We start from the raw sequence: 17150 nt of genomic DNA on the forward strand, positions 1-17150 counted from the left end.
CCGCCGGCCGTGTGACGATCAGGCCTGCTGCTGCGCTGCGCGCTCCTTGACCGACGATGCGTACACGTCTTCGTACTCCTGCTCGCCCAGCCGCTGCAGCGCGACCATGATCTCGTCGGTCACCGAGCGCAGCACGTACCGGTCGCTCTCCATCCCCTGGAAACGAGAGAAGTCCAGCGGCTCGCCGATGACCATTCCCACCCGTCCGACCCGGGGGATGCTGCGCCCGATGGGCATGACCGCGTCGGTGTCGACCATGACGACGGGGATCACGGGCACGCGGGCCTCGAGCGCCATGCGCGCCAATCCCGTGCGTCCGCGGTAGAGCTTGCCATCGGGGCTCCGCGTGCCCTCGGGGTAGATCCCGAGCAGATCGCCGCGGCCCAGCACCTGGAGTCCCGTGTTGAGCGAGGCTTCGGACGCCTTGCCGCCCGTCCGGTCGATGGCGATCTGACCCGTCGCCTTCATGAACACCCGAGTGGCCCAGCCCTTGAGGCCCGTTCCGGTGAAGTAGTCGCTCTTGGCGAGGAACGACATGGGCCGGTCGATCATGAGCGGCAGGAAGATCGAGTCGCTCACGGAGAGGTGGTTACTGGCGAAGATCGCCGCACCGGATGCCGGGACGTTACGGCGCCCCACGATCCAGGGCCGGAAGATCGCCTTCACGACGGGTCCGATGAAGATGTACTTCATCAGCCAGTAGAACACCGGTCACCGCCCCCCGGCCAGATCGGCGACGCCGATCAGGCCCGCGTCGTTGCCGAGCGTCGCGATCGCGAAGTCGGCGGGGGCCGCGTTCTCGCCGCCCGGGAGCGCGTCACGGTAGGCCGCCCGGACCGGCGCGAGGAGCGTCTCGCCGAGCTGGGCGACGCCGCCGCCGATGACGAAGATCTCGGGGTCGAGCGTCGCCTGGAACCCGCCCGCGGTCTCACCGAGCGCCGTCGCGACCCGGTGGAGCGCCTCGAGCGCTCCGGGATCGTCGGCGAGGATCAGGCGCGAGATCGCGTCGCCCGGGATCGAACCGTGCTCGTCGCGCACCTGCGCGAGCCCGGCACCGAGCTCGGGGTCGTCAGCGATGGCCACCGCCTCGCGCTGCAGCGCGCGTCCCGAGGCGTACTGCTCGAGGCATCCCTTCAGGCCGCACCCGCACGGGCGCCCGCCGCGCTCGAACCGCACGTGGCCGAGCTCGCCCGCCGCTCCTCGACCGCCGATGAGGAGCTGCCCGTCGATGATGACCGCTCCCCCGACGCCGGTGCCGAGGGTCAGCATCACCATGTTGGAGCTGCCGCGGCCGGCGCCGAAGCGGTACTCGGCCCACCCCGCGGCGTTGGCATCGTTCTCGAGCACGACGGCGACGCCGACGCGCGCCTCGAGCTCGGCTCGCAGCGGGTGCTCCACCCAGTCGATGTTCGGGGCGTGGCGCATGATCGACCGGGTGCGATCGAGGAACCCCGCAGCAGCGACGCCGACAGCGGTGACCTCGTGCGATGCGCGGAAGTGCCGCACCATGTCGGCGACGGCGTCGGCCAGCGCGTCGGTGTCGGCGGGGGTGTCGACGCGGATGCGGTCGACGATCGTCCCGTCGGCGGAGACGACACCTCCGGCGATCTTGGTTCCGCCGATGTCGATGCCGATGTTGAGCACGCGTGGTCCTTTCCGTCGGCCGTCCGGCGGCGACCCGCAAAGTCTAATGGGGCACCGCGTTCGCGCGCGGGCTCGGCGGCCGGGCGGCCGATAGAGTGTCTGTACCCTGCCAGACGCTTCCGGTACCGAAGGAGTTGCCGCCCATGAGCGCCGTCCAGTTCGAAGTCCCCGCTGTCGTTCCAGCCGACCCTGACGCGAACATCACCGATCTCCTCGTCGACCGGGTCGCCGCGACCCCGTCGCGAGCGCTCTTCGCCGTGCCGCACGACGGTGGTTGGCGAGACATCTCCGCGGCCGAGTTCCAACGCGAGGTCATCGCGCTGGCGAAGGGTCTCGTCGCCGCCGGTGTCGAGCCCGGCGACAAGGTGGCGTTCATCGCCCGCACCACGTACGACTGGACGCTCGTCGATTTCGCGATCTTCTTCGCCGGCGCCGTGATGGTCCCCGTCTACGAGACGAGCTCGGCGTCGCAGATCGCCTGGATCCTCGGCGACTCGGGCGCGACGTTCGCGATCGCGGAGTCGGCCGACCACGCGGGTCGCATCGACGCGATCCGGTCGACCGTGCCCCTCGTCCGCGAGGTGTGGGTCATGGCTTCGGGACATCTCGACAAGCTGCGCTCGAGCGGGGGCGGCGTGTCCGACGAGGAGATCGAGCGGCGACGGAACCTCGCCGTCGGCTCGGACATTGCGACGCTCATCTACACCTCGGGATCGACCGGGCGCCCGAAGGGCTGTGTGCTGACCCACAGCAACTTCGTCGAGCTCGCCCGAAACTCCGGCGAAGCGCTCAAAGAGGTCGTCAACCACCCCGGCGGCGCATCGACGCTGCTGTTCATCACCACGGCCCACGTCTTCGCTCGCTTCATCTCGATCCTCAATGTCCATGCCGGGGTCAAGACCGGGCATCAGCCCGACACCAAGCAGCTGCTGCCTGCTCTCGGCACGTTCCAGCCGACCTTCCTGCTCGCGGTCCCGCGCGTGTTCGAGAAGGTCTACAACTCGGCGGAGCAGAAGGCCGAAGCCGGCGGCAAGGGCAAGATCTTCCGCGCCGCCGCGCAGGTCGCGATCGATCACTCGCGGCTGAAGCAGGAGGGCAAGAGCATCCCGCTGCTGACCAAGCTCAAGTTCCGTGTCTTCGACAAGCTGGTCTACGGCAAGCTCCGGGCCGCCATGGGCGGCCGCGTCACCTACGCCGTCTCGGGATCCGCTCCCCTGGGCCCGCGCCTCGGCCACTTCTTCCACAGCCTCGGCGTCACGATCCTCGAGGGCTACGGACTCACCGAGACGACGGCTCCCGCGACGGTCAACCTCGCGACGAAGTCCAAGATCGGCACGGTCGGGCCGGTCCTGCCCGGCGTCGGAGTCCGCCTCGGTGAGGACGGCGAAGTCGAGGTGCGCGGCATCAACGTGTTCGCGGAGTACTGGCGCAACCCCGAGGCCACCGAGGCGGCGTTCAACGACGGCTGGTTCAAGACCGGCGACATCGGATCGTTCGACGACGAGGGCTTCCTCACGATCACCGGACGCAAGAAGGAGATCATCGTCACCGCCGGCGGCAAGAACGTCGCCCCCGCCGTGCTGGAAGATCCCATCCGCGCCAATCCGATCGTGGGCCAGGTCGTCGTCGTGGGCGATCAGAAGCCCTTCATCTCCGCGCTCGTCACGCTCGACCCGGAGATGCTGCCGACCTGGCTGACGAATAACGGCCTCTCCGGAGACATGTCCCTCGCCGACGCGGCGAAGAACGCCGAGGTCCGCGCCGAGGTCCAGCGCGCGATCGACGAGGCGAACCGCAACGTCTCGCGCGCAGAGTCGATCCGCAAGTTCACGATCCTCGACACGGAGTGGACCGAGGCGAGCGGCCACCTGACGCCCAAGATGAGCATCAAGCGCAACGTCATCCTCACCGACTTCTCGGACGCCATCTCCGACATCTACGACGAGCCGGTGAAGACGAGCAACGTCCCGCTCGGATGATCGGATGACGCAGAAGCGGGGCCCGGCTGGTGATCACCGGCCGGGCCCCGCTTCTGCGTGACGGATCAGAACCAGGACGACTCGCGCACCTCGCGCATGGCGATCCGACGCTCGGCGGGCGAGAGCCGGTCGAGGTACAGGATGCCATCGAGATGATCGCACTCGTGCTGCAGGGCCTGCGCCATCAGCCCCTCGCCCTCGAGGACGATCTCTTCGCCATCGAGATCGATGCCCACGGCGCGCGCGTACGGGTGCCGGAGCGTGTCATGCCACAGGTTGGGTACCGAGAGGCATCCCTCGCCGATCAGAGACGGTTCACCGGAGACCTCGACGAGACGCGGATTGAGGATGTAGCCGATGACGCCGTCCACGTTGTAGCTGAACGCGCGCAGGCCCACGCCGATCTGCGGAGCGGCGACGCCCGCACGACCGGGCAGCTCGACGGTGTCGAGGAGGTCCTGGACGAGCGAGCGCACACCGTCGTCGATCGTCTCGATCGGAGCTGCCGGCGACTTCAGGACCGGGTCGCCGAAGAAGCGGATCGCGCGAACCGTCATGTCAGGCCGCCCCTCCCAGACGCAGACCTTCGACCACGCTCGCCGCGAGTTTGCGCGCCGCTTCGCGGGTCGCCGGCTCGAGGTCGCGGAACGAGACCGCGCTCCCCGCCGCCAGGTGCGGGTCGTACGGAACGCGCAGGACGGAGCGCACGCGCGTGGCGAAGTGCGTCTCCAACTCTTCCGCGCGAACCATCGGCGTTCCCGGACGGGATGTGTTGAGCACCACGACGGCGTTCTTCACGGCGTCGGCGAAACCGTTGGATTCGAGCCACGTCAACGTCTCGGAGGCCAGCCGGGCCTCGTCGACCGAGAGACCGGCGACGACGACGATCTGGTCGGACAGTCCGAGAGTCGCGCCCATCACGGAATGCACGATCCCGGTGCCCGTGTCGGTGAGGACGATGGAGTAATAGTGCGCCGCGATCGCGGCCACATCCTCGTAATCGTGATCGCTGAACGCTTCGGATACGTGCGGATCGGCGTCGGAGGCCAGCACGTCGAGCCGGGTTTCGTCGCGCGCGACGATGGCGGAGAGGTCGTTGAAGCCGACTACCTCACCGCGTGCACGCGCCAGATCGCGCACGGTCTTCCCGCTCGTTCGGCCGATGCGATCGGCCAGCGTGCCACGGTCGGGATTGGCGTCGATGGCGATCACGCGGTCATCGCGGGCATCTGCGAGAGCCATGCCGAGGAGGGTCGTCACCGTCGTCTTGCCGACGCCGCCCTTGCGCGAGAGCACGGGGACGAACTTCGCGCCACCGACCAGCGGCGCGGCGATGCGTCGGTCGAGCTCCTTCCGCGCCCGCGCGCGCTTTCCGTCGCCGAGGTTGATGCGATGGCCGGAGACGCTGTACAGCAGCCGCTGCCAACGGCCTTCCGGCTCGGCTCGCACGACCTGCGAGGGGTCGAGCAGACGTTCGGCCGTGAGGAGGTCGGCGGACTCGCGCCCGGGCTCGAGGTCGCCGATACGTCGCGATTGGAGGACGGGCTCGGTCGTACGTGCCACGGACACGCGCTCGCTGGCGTGACGCACCTGCTCGGCGGCCTGGTGCGCTTGCCGGCGCGTCGTCGGCACGGTCCCGGTGATCGGGGTGGAGGTCGGCACGACCGTCGCGACGACGGCACCGCCCTCGAGCGTTTCTCCGACGTCGGGCCTCGGGGCGTCGTGCTCGACGGCGGCGTCCGTCGCGTCGCCGGACTCATCACGCACGTCCAGAGCCTCGCCGGCTGCACCCGCGGTCATCGGTTCCGAGTCGTCCTGACCGTCGGTCTCCGCGTCCTCGTCGTCGATCGTGGCGGTGACGACCTCGTCGGCCGGCTCGGCTGCGTCGTCATCGGTCGCGACGTCGTCGTCGGTCGCGACGTCCTCATCGGTCGCGACGTCGATGTCGTCGTCGTCGACGACGAGGTCGGCTGCTTCGGCCTCCGTCACCTCGTCGTCCGGCTCGCCGTCGCTCGACCGATCCGGCGCCGCGAGGTCGTCGTCGTGGTCTGGAGTCGCGTGCTCGCCGACGCCCGCCTCGTCGTCGGAAGCACGCGATGTGTCATCCTCTGACGCGTCGGCATCGTCGTACGGCTCGCCCGGTCCCGCCCCGAGGGGGATGTCGCCGGTCGTCAGCTGCTCGTCGCCGACCTCGCCGTCGATGACGTCGTCGTCATCGAGGTCGTCTTCCGCGACGGGAAGCGCGACGTCGACCTGCGCGGTGCCGCCGATGATCCCGATCGCCGTCGTGTGAATGCTCTCGCTGTCGGCGAGGACCGCGGGATCGGTCTCTTCGGGCTGATTCTCGTTGCGCTCAGGCATGTTTTGCTGCGTCCACTCCCAGGTCTCGAGCTCGCGCCCGACCCCTTAGGCTACCCGCCGGGCCGGACGACGACCAAAAGGTCACCGGCTTCGACCGCTGCGGTCGGATCGACGACGAGCCGCTCGACGACGCCCGCCACGGGCGCCGTGATGCCCGCTTCCATCTTCATCGCCTCGATCGACGCGACGGGCGCCCCGGCCTCGACGGCATCGCCGACGGCCACCTTGAGCGTGACGACGCCCGAGAACGGAGCCGCGACCTGACCGGGAATCGCGGTATCGGCCTTCTCTGCTTGGCGGGCCTCGACGCTGATCCCGCGGTCGCGGACGAAGACCGGCCGCAGCTGCCCGTTCAGGGTCGCCATGACCGTGCGCATGCCCTTGTCATCGGCCTCGCCGATGGCCTCGAGCCCGACGTAGAGCTGGACGCCCTTCTCGATCTCGACGACGTGCTCGGCGCCGGGAACGAGCCCGTACAGATAGTCCGCGGTGTCGAGCACGCTGAGGTCACCGTACGTCTCGCGTACCCGGTCGAACTCCTGGGTCGGCGCGGGGAAGAGCAGCGCGTTCAGCGTGCGCCGTCGTGTTGCGGAATCCGCGTCGAGGTCCGCCGCCTGCGCTGCCGACAGGTCGGTGACAGCGGGTCGCACGGTGCGCCCGGCGAGCACCTTCGACCGGAACGGTTCGGGCCATCCGCCCGGCAGGTCGCCGAGCTCGCCCGCCATGAAGCCGACGACCGATTCCGGGATGTCGTACGCACCCGGGTCGGCGGCGAAGGCTTCGGGATCGGCTTTGACGGCTGCCAGATGCAGGGCGAGGTCGCCCACGACCTTCGACGACGGCGTGACCTTCGGAACCCGGCCGAGGATCCGGTTCGCCGCGGCGTACATGTCCTCGATGAGCTCGAAATCGTCGGCGAGCCCGAGGGCGATGGCCTGCTGCCGCAGGTTGGAGAGCTGGCCGCCGGGGATCTCGTGGCGGTAGACCCGGCCGGTGGGGCCGGGCAGACCGGACTCGAACGGCCGGTACATGTGCCGCACGGCTTCCCAGTAGGGCTCGAGGTCCGACACCGCATCGAGGTCGAGCCCCGTGTCGCGGTCAGTGTGCGCGAGGGCGGCCACGAGAGCGGAGAGCGACGGCTGGCTGGTCGTGCCCGCCATGGGCGCGGACGCCGCGTCGACGGCATCCGCCCCCGCTGCGCTCGCGGCCAGAAGGGTCGCCAGCTGCCCGCCGGCGGTGTCGTGCGTGTGGACGTGGACGGGGAGATCGAACCGTTCGCGCAGCGCCGAGACCAGGCGCGACGCTGCGGCCGGCCGCAGCAACCCGGCCATGTCCTTGATGGCGAGGACGTGCGCTCCCGCTTCGACGATCTCCTCGGCGAGACGGAGGTAGTAGTCGAGGGTGTAGAGGTCCTCGCTCGGGTCGAGCAGATCTCCCGTGTAGCAGAGCGCGACTTCGGCGATCGTCGTTCCGGTCTCGAGGACGGCGTCGATGGCGGGCCGCATCTGCGTGACGTCGTTCAGTGCGTCGAAGATCCGGAAGATGTCGACACCCGCATCCGCCGCTTCCCGGACGAAGGCTTGCGTGACGGCTGTCGGGTAGGGGGTGTACCCGACGGTGTTGCGGCCGCGCAGCAGCATCTGCAGCGCCACGTTGGGAAGCGCGTCACGGAGCTTGTCGAGCCGTTCCCAGGGGTCTTCGCCGAGGAAGCGGAGCGCCACGTCGTAGGTCGCTCCGCCCCACGCCTCGACGGAGAGAAGCTGAGGAGTGAGCCGCGCAACAGCGGGGGCGACCGCAACGAGGTCCTTTGTCCGCACGCGGGTCGCGAGAAGCGACTGGTGCGCGTCGCGGAAGGTCGTCTCCGTCACGGCGAGCGAGGTCTGGCGGCGCAGGGCTTCGGCGAACCCCACTGGCCCGAGTTCGAGGAGGCGCTGACGCGAGCCCGCCGGTGGCGACGCAGCGAGGTCGATCCGCGGAAGCTTGCTCCGGGGGTCGACGCTCGTCGGAGCAGAACCGTGCGGGCGGTTGACGGTGGTGTCGGCGAGCCAACCCAGGATCTTCGATCCGCGGTCCTTGGACGCGCGTCCCTCGAGCAGCTCGGGGCGCTCGTCGATGAACGACGTGCTGAGGTCACCGCGAGCGAAAGACGGGTCGTCGAGAACCTGCTGCAGGAACGGGATGTTGGTCGAGACGCCGCGGATGCGGAACTCGGCGAGGGCGCGGCGCGAGCGAACGACCGCGGCGCCGAAGTCGCGGCCCCGGCAGGTGAGCTTGGCGAGCATCGAGTCGAAGTGCGGGCTCACCTGAGATCCGGCGGCGGTCGTGCCGCCGTCGAGACGGATGCCGGCCCCGCCGGGCGACCGGTAGGTGGTGATCTTCCCCGTATCGGGGCGGAACCCCTGAGCCGGGTCCTCGGTCGTGATGCGGCACTGCAGAGCCGCGCCGCGCAGCTGGATGCGGTCCTGGGTGAGGCCGAGCTGCGCGAGGCTCTCCCCCGCCGCGATCCGCATCTGGGACTGGACCAGGTCGACGTCGGTGACCTCCTCGGTCACCGTGTGCTCGACCTGGATGCGGGGGTTCATCTCGATGAAGACGATCTCGCCTGCCCGGGGGCCGGCGGTCTCGAGCAGGAACTCGACGGTGCCGGCGTTCACGTAGCCGATGGAGGTCGCGAAGGCGATCGCGTGCCGGTGCAGGTCGGCCCGCGTCTCGTCGTCGAGATTGGGAGCCGGCGCGATCTCGATGACCTTCTGATGGCGCCGCTGCACCGAGCAGTCCCGCTCGAAGAGGTGAACCGTCTCCCCCGTGGCATCGGCGAGCACCTGAACCTCGACATGGCGGGGTCGCTGCACGGCCTGTTCCAGGAAGACGCGCGCGTCGCCGAAGGCACTCCGGGCCTCGCGCATGGCCTCGGAGAGGGCCGGCGCGAGCTCGTCGGGGCTGGCGACGCGCCGCATCCCGCGTCCCCCACCGCCGGCGACGGCTTTGACGAAGACGGGGAAGCCGATGTCGCCTGCCTGGGCCACGAGAGCGTCGATGTCGTCAGAGGCGTCGGTCGATCGCAACACCGGCACGCCTGCGGCGACCGCGTGACTCTTGGCCGTGACCTTGTTCCCCGCCATCTCGAGCACGCGTGCGGAGGGACCGATGAACGCGATGCCCGCCTCGGCGGCGCGCGCGGCGAGTTCCGGGTTCTCCGACAGGAAGCCGTAGCCCGGATAGATGGCGTCTGCCCCGCTCTCACGCGCGACGCGGATGATCTCGTCGACGTCGAGGTACGCACGCACCGGGTGCCCCTTGACGCCGATCTCATAGGCCTCGTCGGCTTTCAGCCGGTGGAGCGAGTATCTGTCCTCATGGGGATAGACCGCCACGGTCCGGGCCCCCAGCTCGAACGCCGCACGGAAAGCGCGGATGGCGATCTCACCACGATTCGCGACAAGGATCTTCCGGAACATGCTCACCTCGCTGGAGTGAGTCGCGCGGCAACGGCGCCGCGCGGGGGCTCGAATACCCTCACAGCCTAGGGGAAGGTAACGTAGAGCCTCGTGCACGTACTTTCCGTCAGCTCGCTCAAGGGCGGGGTCGGCAAGACGACGGTCACCCTGGGGCTCGCATCCGCCGCGTTCGCCCGCGGTGTCCGGACGTTGGTTGTCGACCTCGATCCGCAGTCCGACGTGTCGACGGGGATGGACATCCAGGTCGCTGGCCGTCTCAACGTCGCCGATGTCCTCGCCAATCCGAAGGAGAAGGTGGTCCGTCAGGCCATCACCTCGAGCGGCTGGGCGAAGGTGCATCCCGGCACCATCGACGTTCTGATCGGCAGCCCGTCCGCCATCAACTTCGACGGACCGCACCCGAGCGTGCGCGACGTCTGGAAGCTCGAAGAGGCTCTCGCGACCATCGAAGCCGACTACGACCTCGTGCTCATCGACTGCGCTCCCTCACTCAATGCCCTGACCCGCACGGCGTGGGCGGCGAGCGACCGCGTGATCGTCGTGACCGAGCCCGGCCTGTTCTCCGTCGCTGCCGCCGATCGCGCCCTCCGCGCCATCGAGGAGATCCGACGCGGCCTTTCGCCTCGCTTGCAGCCCCTCGGGATCGTGGTCAACCGCGTGCGTCCGCAGTCGATCGAACACCAGTTCCGCATCAAGGAACTCCGCGACATGTTCGGTCCGCTGGTGCTCTCGCCCCAGCTTCCCGAGCGCACGTCGCTCCAGCAGGCGCAGGGCGCCGCGAAGCCGCTCCACATCTGGCCCGGAGACTCCGCGCAGGAGCTCGCGTCCGACTTCGACGCGCTGCTCGACCGCGTGCTGCGCACCGGCCGCATCCCGGTCGCGGGCGAGACTCCCACGGCCACCCCGAGCTGATCGGCTCGTCCCCACACGAACGAAACCCCGGCCGCACCGCAGGTGCGCCGGGGTTCTGTGTATCGGGAGCGACTCAGGCGCTGCGCGCCGAGCGTCGCGCGGCGAGCTCGTCGACGGGGTCCGGCGCCTGGGGGTCGAACTCCACGAGCGTCGACTCGACCTCGCGGAGGACCTTCCCGACCGCGATGCCGAACACGCCCTGACCGCGGCTGACGAGGTCGATGACCTCGTCGTTCGACGTGCAGAGGTAGACCGAAGCGCCGTCGCTCATCAGGGTCGTCCCGGCGAGATCACGAATGCCGGCGGCGCGGAGCTGATCCACGGCGACGCGGATCTGCTGCAGCGAGATGCCGGTGTCGAGCAGTCGCTTCACGAGCTTGAGGACGAGGATGTCGCGGAAGCCGTAGAGCCGCTGCGACCCGGAGCCACTGGCGCCGCGAACGGTCGGGACGACGAGTTCGGTGCGAGCCCAGTAGTCGAGCTGACGGTAGGTGATCCCGGCGGCGCGAGCGGCCTGCGCTCCCCGGTACCCGGCTTCGTCATCCATCTCGGGGAGACCGTCGGTGAAGAGCAGGTCGGTCGTGAACCGCATCTCGCCGAGCGAATCATGCGCGGTCATCTGGTCCTCCTGCCGGACGGTCGGGTTTCTTCCACGCTAGATGAGGGATGCCGCCGCGGCAACGACATCCGTTCCGAGCCCGCGGCGTGTCGCGTGCGGCTCACCGGACGAGTCGGTCGATAGCCGCCTGGACGAACGCCGAACGGACGTCGTCGAGCCGGCGCACCAGTTCGGGAGCGAGCTCGTGGGCGCGTCCACGAGACGAGGAGTCGGTTCGGCGGAGCAACGGCGCGAGCGCCGTCTCGACGAGCGCGACGTCACGCTCGGCCGCCTGGCGCACCGTGCGGAGGTGGCGAGGACCGATGCCGTGACGATCGAGGGCGACGAGGGTACGCAGCAGCACCAGCGCGCGTTCGTCGTAGGTGTCGGCGGCGGGCAGCAGGCCCGCTGACACCGCGTCGCCGAGCAGCGCCGCGGTGGCCTCGGCCTGATCGATCAGCTCGTCGCGCCGATAGCGCCGATGCTGGACGATCGACGCCGGCAGCGCAGGCGGAAGCCCCTCGACCCCCGGTGTGTCGAGGTACTCACGGATGCGTGCCAGGGGCATGTAGTGGTCGCGCTGGAGCGTCAACGCCGTGCGCAGGCGCTCCACGTCCGCGGGCGAGAACTTCCGGTATCCCGACCCGGTGCGCGTCGGTGTGACGATCCCCTGGTCCTCGAGGTAACGGAGCTTGCTCGAGCTCAGAGCCGGAAACTCCGGGCTGAGCCGGGCGAGCACCTGACCGATGCTCAGATGACCCGCCGTCGTGGACCGACTGCGGGCGGCGGGGGCCGCGCTCACGCGCCGGTCGCCGGTCCGCGATCGAGCGGTGAGACGAAGAAGTTCAGGCGGAACTTGCCGACGCGCAGTTCGGCGCCGTCCGAGAGCACAGCTCGGTCGACGCGCTCGCCGTTCACGTACGTGCCGTTCAGGGAGCGCTGGTCGACGATCTCGAATGCCGAGCCGGTGCGAGTGATCTCTGCGTGCCGGCGCGAGACCGTGACGTCGTCGAAGAAGATGTCGGCCTCGGGGTGGCGACCGACGGTCGTCACGTCGGTGTCGAGCAGATACCGGGCTCCCGCCGTCGGGCCCGAACGCACCAGAAGCAGGGCTGCCCGCTCCGGCAGAGCCTGGATGGCATCGCGCTCGACAGCGGTGAGGTCAGCCCCGAACGGCACGAATGACAGGTCCAGGTCGTGCCCGAACGTCTGCGTCGTGTCCGAGGACCCGCTGTGCGGCGCGCGGTCGGGGCCGCGTCGGATGTCGTCGACGTCTCGATCCTTTTCGTCCACAGTGTCCTCCTCTTCCGGGCCAGCCTAACGGATCGACGACGAGTCGCGAACGCGATTCCCGAGGGCTCTCACGACCTTCATATGCCTCGCGGATTAGGCTCGGGGCGATGTCTCAACGCACCCCCGCTCTCCGCACGCGCCTCCTCGCCGCCCTCGGCCTCGCACTCGGTCTCGCCGTCGCCGCACCAGCGTCCCCGGCCCTCGCACACGACGAGCTGCTCGCTTCGGATCCGGCCGCCGATTCGACGGTGACCGCGCTGCCCGACGAGCTGACCCTAACTTTCAGTGGCGTCCTGATCGACGAGGACGGGGTCAACGCGATCTCGGTGACCGACGCAGCCGGAACCGAGCTCGCCGAGGGCGCGCCGACCCTCGATGGGACCACGGCGACCCAGGCACTCAGCGGCGACAGCCAGGGCCCGATCACCGTGCGGTGGCGTGTGGTCTCGAGCGACGGCCACCCGGTCTCGGGCGAGTTCTCGTTCACCGCCGGCGACCCCGCGGCCGCGCCCACATCCTCCGTCGACGGAGAAGCCGAGACCACCACGGAGGAAGGTCTTCCCGCCGTGTTCTGGATCGTCGTGTCGATCGTCGTCGTCGCCGGCGTGATCGCGCTCGTCATCGCCCTCGTCGCGGCGTCTCGGCGACGCACCGAGGACTAGGCTGGGGGCATGCCTCACTACAACGTCGTCATCCTCGGCGCGGGCCCCGGCGGGTATGTCGCAGCTGTCCGCGCTGCGCAGCTCGGACAGTCCGTCGCGATCATCGAAGAGAAGTACTGGGGAGGCGTCTGCCTCAACGTCGGCTGCATCCCTTCCAAGGCGCTGCTGAAGAACGCCGACCTCGCCCACACCTTCAAGCACAAGGCCGATCTCTTCGGCATCAGCGGAGATGTGAACTTCGACTTCGGCACCGCGTTCGACCGCAGCCGCAAGGTGGCCGAGACGCACGTCAAGGGCATCCACTTCCTGATGAAGAAGAACAAGGTCACCGAGTACGAGGGTCGCGGTTCGTTCCTCGACGCCAAGTCGATCCAGGTGACCAAGACCGATGGCTCGCAGGAGACCGTCACGTTCGACAACGTCATCATCGCCACCGGCTCGACGGTGCGCCTGCTCCCCGGCGTTCAGCTCAGCGACAACGTCGTGACCTACGAGGAGCAGATCCTCACTCGCGACCTGCCGAACTCGATCGTCATCGTCGGCGCCGGCGCGATCGGCATGGAGTTCGCCTTCGTGATGTCGAACTACGGCGTCAAGGTCACGATCATCGAGTTCCTCGACCGCGCCCTCCCCAACGAGGACGTCGAGGTCTCGAAGGAGATCCAGAAGCAGTACAAGAAGTACGGCATAGACATCCTCACCTCGACCAAGGTCGAGCAGATCGTCGACTCCGGCGACAAGGTCACCGTCTCGTACTCGGCCAACGCCGACGGCGCGAAGGGGCAGATCGAGGCCGACAAGGTCCTCATGTCGATCGGCTTCGCGCCCCGCGTCGAGGGCTTCGGTCTGGAGAACACCGGCGTGAAGCTCACGGAGCGCGGCGCGATCGACATCGACGACCACATGCGGACGAATATCGAGGGCATCTACGCGATCGGTGACGTCACCGCCAAGCTGCAGCTCGCACACGTCGCCGAGGCGCAGGGCGTCGTCGCGGCCGAGACGATCGGCGGAGCCGAGACGCAGACTCTCGGCGATTACCGCAACATGCCGCGTGCGACGTTCTGCTCGCCGCAGGTCGCATCGTTCGGTCTGACCGAGCAGCAGGCGCGCGACGCCGGTCACGACGTCAAGGTCGCCAAGTTCCCCTTCTCGGCGAACGGCAAGGCGAACGGCCTGGGCGAGCCCGTCGGCTTCGTCAAGCTGATCGCCGACGCTGAGCACCTGGAGCTCCTGGGCGGACACCTGATCGGCCCCGACGTGTCGGAGCTGCTGCCCGAGTTGACCCTTGCTCAGAAGTGGGACCTGACCGCGCTCGAGGCCGCGCGCAACGTCCACACGCACCCGACGCTGTCGGAGGGCCTGCAGGAGGCCTTCCACGGTCTCGCGGGCCACATGATCAACCTCTGACGCTCGCGTCTCCAAGACGAACGCACCGCGCGGCTACGGCCGGCGGTGCGTTCGTCTTTTCGTCTGAGCGAGCTGCGGATACTCAGCGCCCGAGGGCGCGTCCGAGCTTGGATTCGGATGCCGCCGGCGCTCCCCCGACGGATGCCACGAGCTCATCAGCCGCCGCGAAGAGCTCGGCGACACCCGCCGCAGTGCTCGGGGCCGCAGGGCCCAGCTCGAGCTCCCACTCCCGCCACGAACTCGTGCGCCCCGAGCGCTCGTCGGTCGCCGTGACCCGGTCGTCGACGAACTCCGCGACCATGCCGCCCTCGGCATCGAGCAGAGCGAAGGCGGTGCGCGAGTTCCGGATGCGGGCGATGACCTCGAACGGCGGCTGCGCCACCTCGGCGAGCTCCGCGATGATCGCCTCGGGCACCTCGACCAGGGCCGACTCATCCGCGTCGTCGAGGGGCCAGTGCGTCTCGAGCTTGCCTTCCGGCGTCGAACGCTTGACGTGCCAGCCCGCGTCGGGACCGCCTGTACGTCGCCGCAGCGCGGTCAGCGCCTCGGCGAGTCGCCCGTCGGCGGTGTCGAGGTAACGCGCGTCGAGTCCGCGGGGCTCGGGCTCACCGACGGACGCGACTCCGGGAAGAGTCGACCAGTCGGGCACCGCCGTGCCGGCCTCGACGTCGTACTTGCGCTCGATCTCGAGCGAGCTGCGCGGCTCAGTCGTCACTGGTGACGCGGTCGTCGCGCTCGTCGGTCGAGGGGTCGATGTCGCCCTCCGCCTCGACGAAGTGGAACTCGGACGACGTCGGCCCGTCACCCTCGCCGGTGTGCTCCGGCTCGCCGGCGCGCTCGTAGACCACCTGGGTCTCGCTGTAGGGAAGGATGAGCCGGTCTGACGCGTCGTCGTCCAGCGGAAGGGTCTGCCCATCGAGGGGACCACCGTGCAGTCGTGCAATAGCCATGTTCTGACCTCCTGGGTCCGACGATACCCGCGCCGCCCGGACCGGCCGATACGCTTGCGCCATGCGTGCTCGGCGACTACGAAAGCTCCCCTCGGCGTGAAGCCGTTCGTGCTGCTCGCCACCCGCGCTGAGGACGTACCCGCAGACGAGGAGTACGAGCTCTTCCTCCGCCATACGGGCCTCGAGCCTGCTTCCCTCCGGCGCGTGCGGCTCGAGGCCGGGCCGATGCCCGACATCGACCTCGACGACGTGTCGGGCATCTTCGTGGGCGGCGGCCCGTTCAACGCATCCGATCCGTGGGAGCAGAAGTCTGCCGTGCAGCGCCGGGTCGAGGCCGAGTTCTCTGATCTTCTGGCGCGGGTCGTCACGCAAGACGCCCCGTTCCTCGGGGCCTGCTACGGCATCGGTACGGTGGGCGCCTTCCTCGGCGCCACGATCGACCGCCGATTCGGCGAGCCCATCAGCGTCGTCGACGTCGAGTTGATGGATGCCGGCAGGCGCGACCCGCTCCTGGCCGGGATGCCGCAGACGTTCTCGGCCTTCGTCGGGCACAAGGAAGCGATCTCAGAGCTCCCGCCGCGCGCCGTGCTGCTGGCTTCATCAGCCGGATGCCCGGTACAGATGTTCCGGGTCGGCGAGAACGTCTACGCGACGCAGTTCCACCCCGAGCTCGACCTCGAGGGCATCACCACCCGTATCCACGCCTACGCCGGCTACGGCTACTTCGCACCCCACGAGCTCGACCTCACCCTGAGCGCCGTGCGTCGCAGCCCGGTCACCCACACGGGGTCGATCCTGCGTGCGTTCGTAGAGCGCTACGCGCGGTAGGTCAGGCGTTCGCTTTCGCGCGTTCCTCGGCCTCGAGCTCGCGGGCCTTGTCGAGTTCCCGGGCGGCGGCGGAGACGGCATCCTCGGCACGCTGCACGCGCCGCTGCAGGAATGTCGCGGCGCCGAACCGAGCCCGAACGCGGTCTTCCTCTTCGCGCACGCCCGTGATGATGTACGCCGTGGCGATGAGGATGACCTGCGATGACAGGTTGAGCCACAGCAGCAGCGCGATGAGCGAGGCGAACGACGCCAGCAACGGGTTCGAGGTCGCGCCACCGACGAACAGCCCGGACAGCTGCTGCAGCACCGTCAGCCCTGCGGCACCGAGGAGTGCGCCGCTCCAGAGCGCACGCTTGCGCACCTGCACCCCGGACAGAACCCGGAAGAGCACGGCCACAGCGACGGCGTCGAGGGCGAACACCACCACCAGCGACACGGCCCAGCCGCCGAACTGCACGAGCGGGTTGTCGTCGGAGAAACCGAGGAGGTCGGCGAGCAGTCCCACCCCGGCCGTCCCGAGGAAGGTCACTCCCGCAGCGGCCACGAGGGCCCCGCCGATACCGATCGCGAGTGCGAGGTTGCGCAGCAGCACCCAGACGAACAGCACGTCGTCGGTGAGCTGGTCCGCGATCGCGCGCATCGCGGTACGGAGCGATCCGATCGCACCGATCGCCGCGCCGAGCAGACCGACGGTGGCGATGACTCCCGCGATCGTGAGTCCCGCGGGGGCGGTGATGTCGTCGAGCTTGATGAGGCCGTTCGTTCCGACGAGTCCCGGGATGACACGGTTCACCGCGTCGATGAGCGCCTGCCACGCAACCGGATCGCCGGCGAGCCAGAGCGCCGCGACGGAGAACCCCAACAGCACGCCGGCGAACACGCTGAACAGGGTGCGATACGTGACGCTGTCGGCGAGCACCGGTCCGCGATGTTCGCTGTAGAGCAGGAATGCGCGTACCGGCTTGCGCTGCAAGGCCCACGCGATCGAGCGGGAGATGAACGTGGACTCGGCCATGCGGCCACGATAGCGCGACGTCCACCTCCTCCCTCGCGCA

General features: G+C 69.2%; 16 protein-coding genes. 5 read left to right on the forward strand and 11 right to left on the reverse strand.

Annotation, left to right across the window (positions count from 1 at the left end; genetic code table 11):
• Positions 1 to 18: 18 nt before the first annotated feature.
• Positions 19 to 708, reverse strand: a complete 690-nt coding sequence (locus ABIC53_RS07395; protein ID WP_112613924.1) for a lysophospholipid acyltransferase family protein — start codon at positions 706 to 708, stop codon at positions 19 to 21.
• A 3-nt stretch (positions 709 to 711) separates the two neighbouring features.
• On the reverse strand, positions 712 to 1644 hold the full coding sequence (locus tag ABIC53_RS07400) for an ROK family protein (protein WP_274177626.1): 933 nt from the start codon (positions 1642 to 1644) through the stop codon (positions 712 to 714).
• Between the two features lie 143 nt (positions 1645 to 1787).
• Between ABIC53_RS07400 and ABIC53_RS07405 the strand changes: the two genes are divergently transcribed.
• Positions 1788 to 3623 carry an AMP-dependent synthetase/ligase gene (locus tag ABIC53_RS07405; RefSeq protein ID WP_354450902.1) on the forward strand — a complete coding sequence of 612 codons (1836 nt, stop codon included), beginning with the start codon at positions 1788 to 1790 and terminating at the stop codon, positions 3621 to 3623.
• Positions 3624 to 3688: 65 nt separating this feature from the next.
• Here ABIC53_RS07405 and def read toward each other — a convergent pair whose 3' ends face one another.
• From def to ABIC53_RS07420, 3 genes are read right to left on the reverse strand one after another with little or no spacing between them, the layout of a single operon-like run.
• Positions 3689 to 4180, reverse strand: coding sequence for a peptide deformylase (gene def / locus ABIC53_RS07410; RefSeq protein ID WP_112613918.1), 492 nt, complete (start codon positions 4178 to 4180; stop codon positions 3689 to 3691).
• Between the two features lies 1 nt (position 4181).
• Positions 4182 to 5984, reverse strand: coding sequence for a MinD/ParA family ATP-binding protein (locus ABIC53_RS07415; protein WP_282502367.1), 1803 nt, complete (start codon positions 5982 to 5984; stop codon positions 4182 to 4184).
• A 50-nt stretch (positions 5985 to 6034) separates the two neighbouring features.
• The gene (locus tag ABIC53_RS07420) at positions 6035 to 9442 is read right to left on the reverse strand and encodes a pyruvate carboxylase (protein WP_274177623.1); all 3408 of its coding nucleotides are present in this window, start codon (positions 9440 to 9442) and stop codon (positions 6035 to 6037) included.
• Positions 9443 to 9532: 90 nt separating this feature from the next.
• Between ABIC53_RS07420 and ABIC53_RS07425 the strand changes: the two genes are divergently transcribed.
• Complete coding sequence (locus tag ABIC53_RS07425) at positions 9533 to 10354, forward strand: ParA family protein (RefSeq protein ID WP_112613912.1); 822 nt, start codon at positions 9533 to 9535, stop codon at positions 10352 to 10354.
• 73 nt (positions 10355 to 10427) lie between these two features.
• On the opposite strand, the gene ABIC53_RS07430 is transcribed toward ABIC53_RS07425, so the two are convergent.
• The 3 genes from ABIC53_RS07430 to ABIC53_RS07440 form a co-directional block, all read right to left on the reverse strand.
• Positions 10428 to 10973, reverse strand: a complete 546-nt coding sequence (locus tag ABIC53_RS07430) for a MerR family transcriptional regulator (protein ID WP_023951592.1) — start codon at positions 10971 to 10973, stop codon at positions 10428 to 10430.
• Positions 10974 to 11073: 100 nt separating this feature from the next.
• A complete protein-coding gene (gene ftsR / locus ABIC53_RS07435) occupies positions 11074 to 11754 on the reverse strand; it encodes a transcriptional regulator FtsR (protein ID WP_274177622.1) in 681 nt (226 codons plus the stop codon).
• Complete coding sequence (locus ABIC53_RS07440; RefSeq protein WP_112613910.1) at positions 11751 to 12245, reverse strand: FHA domain-containing protein; 495 nt, start codon at positions 12243 to 12245, stop codon at positions 11751 to 11753. The genes ftsR and ABIC53_RS07440 overlap by 4 nt, the downstream gene beginning before the upstream one ends.
• A gap of 107 nt (positions 12246 to 12352) precedes the next feature.
• Between ABIC53_RS07440 and ABIC53_RS07445 the strand changes: the two genes are divergently transcribed.
• Together ABIC53_RS07445 and lpdA are read left to right on the forward strand one after the other, a co-directional pair.
• On the forward strand, positions 12353 to 12907 hold the full coding sequence (locus ABIC53_RS07445; RefSeq protein ID WP_354450906.1) for a copper resistance CopC family protein: 555 nt from the start codon (positions 12353 to 12355) through the stop codon (positions 12905 to 12907).
• 9 nt (positions 12908 to 12916) lie between these two features.
• The gene (gene lpdA / locus ABIC53_RS07450; RefSeq protein ID WP_354450908.1) at positions 12917 to 14317 is read left to right on the forward strand and encodes a dihydrolipoyl dehydrogenase; all 1401 of its coding nucleotides are present in this window, start codon (positions 12917 to 12919) and stop codon (positions 14315 to 14317) included.
• 82 nt (positions 14318 to 14399) lie between these two features.
• Here the strand turns inward: lpdA and ABIC53_RS07455 are convergent, their stop codons facing one another.
• Positions 14400 to 15032: a CYTH domain-containing protein gene (locus ABIC53_RS07455; protein ID WP_354450910.1), complete on the reverse strand. Its 633-nt coding sequence runs from the start codon at positions 15030 to 15032 to the stop codon at positions 14400 to 14402.
• Positions 15022 to 15267, reverse strand: a complete 246-nt coding sequence (locus tag ABIC53_RS07460) for a response regulator (RefSeq protein ID WP_112613902.1) — start codon at positions 15265 to 15267, stop codon at positions 15022 to 15024. The genes ABIC53_RS07455 and ABIC53_RS07460 overlap by 11 nt, the downstream gene beginning before the upstream one ends.
• Positions 15268 to 15363: 96 nt before the next feature.
• On the opposite strand from ABIC53_RS07460, the gene ABIC53_RS07465 reads away from it, so the two are divergent.
• On the forward strand, positions 15364 to 16095 hold the full coding sequence (locus ABIC53_RS07465) for a glutamine amidotransferase (RefSeq protein WP_274177619.1): 732 nt from the start codon (positions 15364 to 15366) through the stop codon (positions 16093 to 16095).
• 1 nt (position 16096) lies between these two features.
• Here ABIC53_RS07465 and ABIC53_RS07470 read toward each other — a convergent pair whose 3' ends face one another.
• Entirely contained in the window at positions 16097 to 17110 is a 1014-nt protein-coding gene (locus tag ABIC53_RS07470) for a YihY/virulence factor BrkB family protein (RefSeq protein ID WP_354450912.1), read from the reverse strand.
• Between the last annotated feature and the right edge of the window lie 40 nt (positions 17111 to 17150).

The organism is Microbacterium sp. 1262 (assembly GCF_040544895.1).
GTDB lineage: Bacteria > Actinomycetota > Actinomycetes > Actinomycetales > Microbacteriaceae > Microbacterium > Microbacterium plantarum.

Coding starts and splice junctions, on each gene's coding strand:
- ABIC53_RS07405 (WP_354450902.1), top strand. CDS start 1,788: ATGAGCGCCGTCCAGTTCGAAGTCCCCGCTGTCGTTCCAGCCGACCCT.
- def (WP_112613918.1), bottom strand. CDS start 4,180: ATGACGGTTCGCGCGATCCGCTTCTTCGGCGACCCGGTCCTGAAGTCG.
- ABIC53_RS07415 (WP_282502367.1), bottom strand. CDS start 5,984: ATGCCTGAGCGCAACGAGAATCAGCCCGAAGAGACCGATCCCGCGGTC.
- ABIC53_RS07420 (WP_274177623.1), bottom strand. CDS start 9,442: ATGTTCCGGAAGATCCTTGTCGCGAATCGTGGTGAGATCGCCATCCGC.
- ABIC53_RS07430 (WP_023951592.1), bottom strand. CDS start 10,973: ATGACCGCGCATGATTCGCTCGGCGAGATGCGGTTCACGACCGACCTG.
- ABIC53_RS07445 (WP_354450906.1), top strand. CDS start 12,353: ATGTCTCAACGCACCCCCGCTCTCCGCACGCGCCTCCTCGCCGCCCTC.
- lpdA (WP_354450908.1), top strand. CDS start 12,917: ATGCCTCACTACAACGTCGTCATCCTCGGCGCGGGCCCCGGCGGGTAT.
- ABIC53_RS07460 (WP_112613902.1), bottom strand. CDS start 15,267: ATGGCTATTGCACGACTGCACGGTGGTCCCCTCGATGGGCAGACCCTT.
- ABIC53_RS07470 (WP_354450912.1), bottom strand. CDS start 17,110: ATGGCCGAGTCCACGTTCATCTCCCGCTCGATCGCGTGGGCCTTGCAG.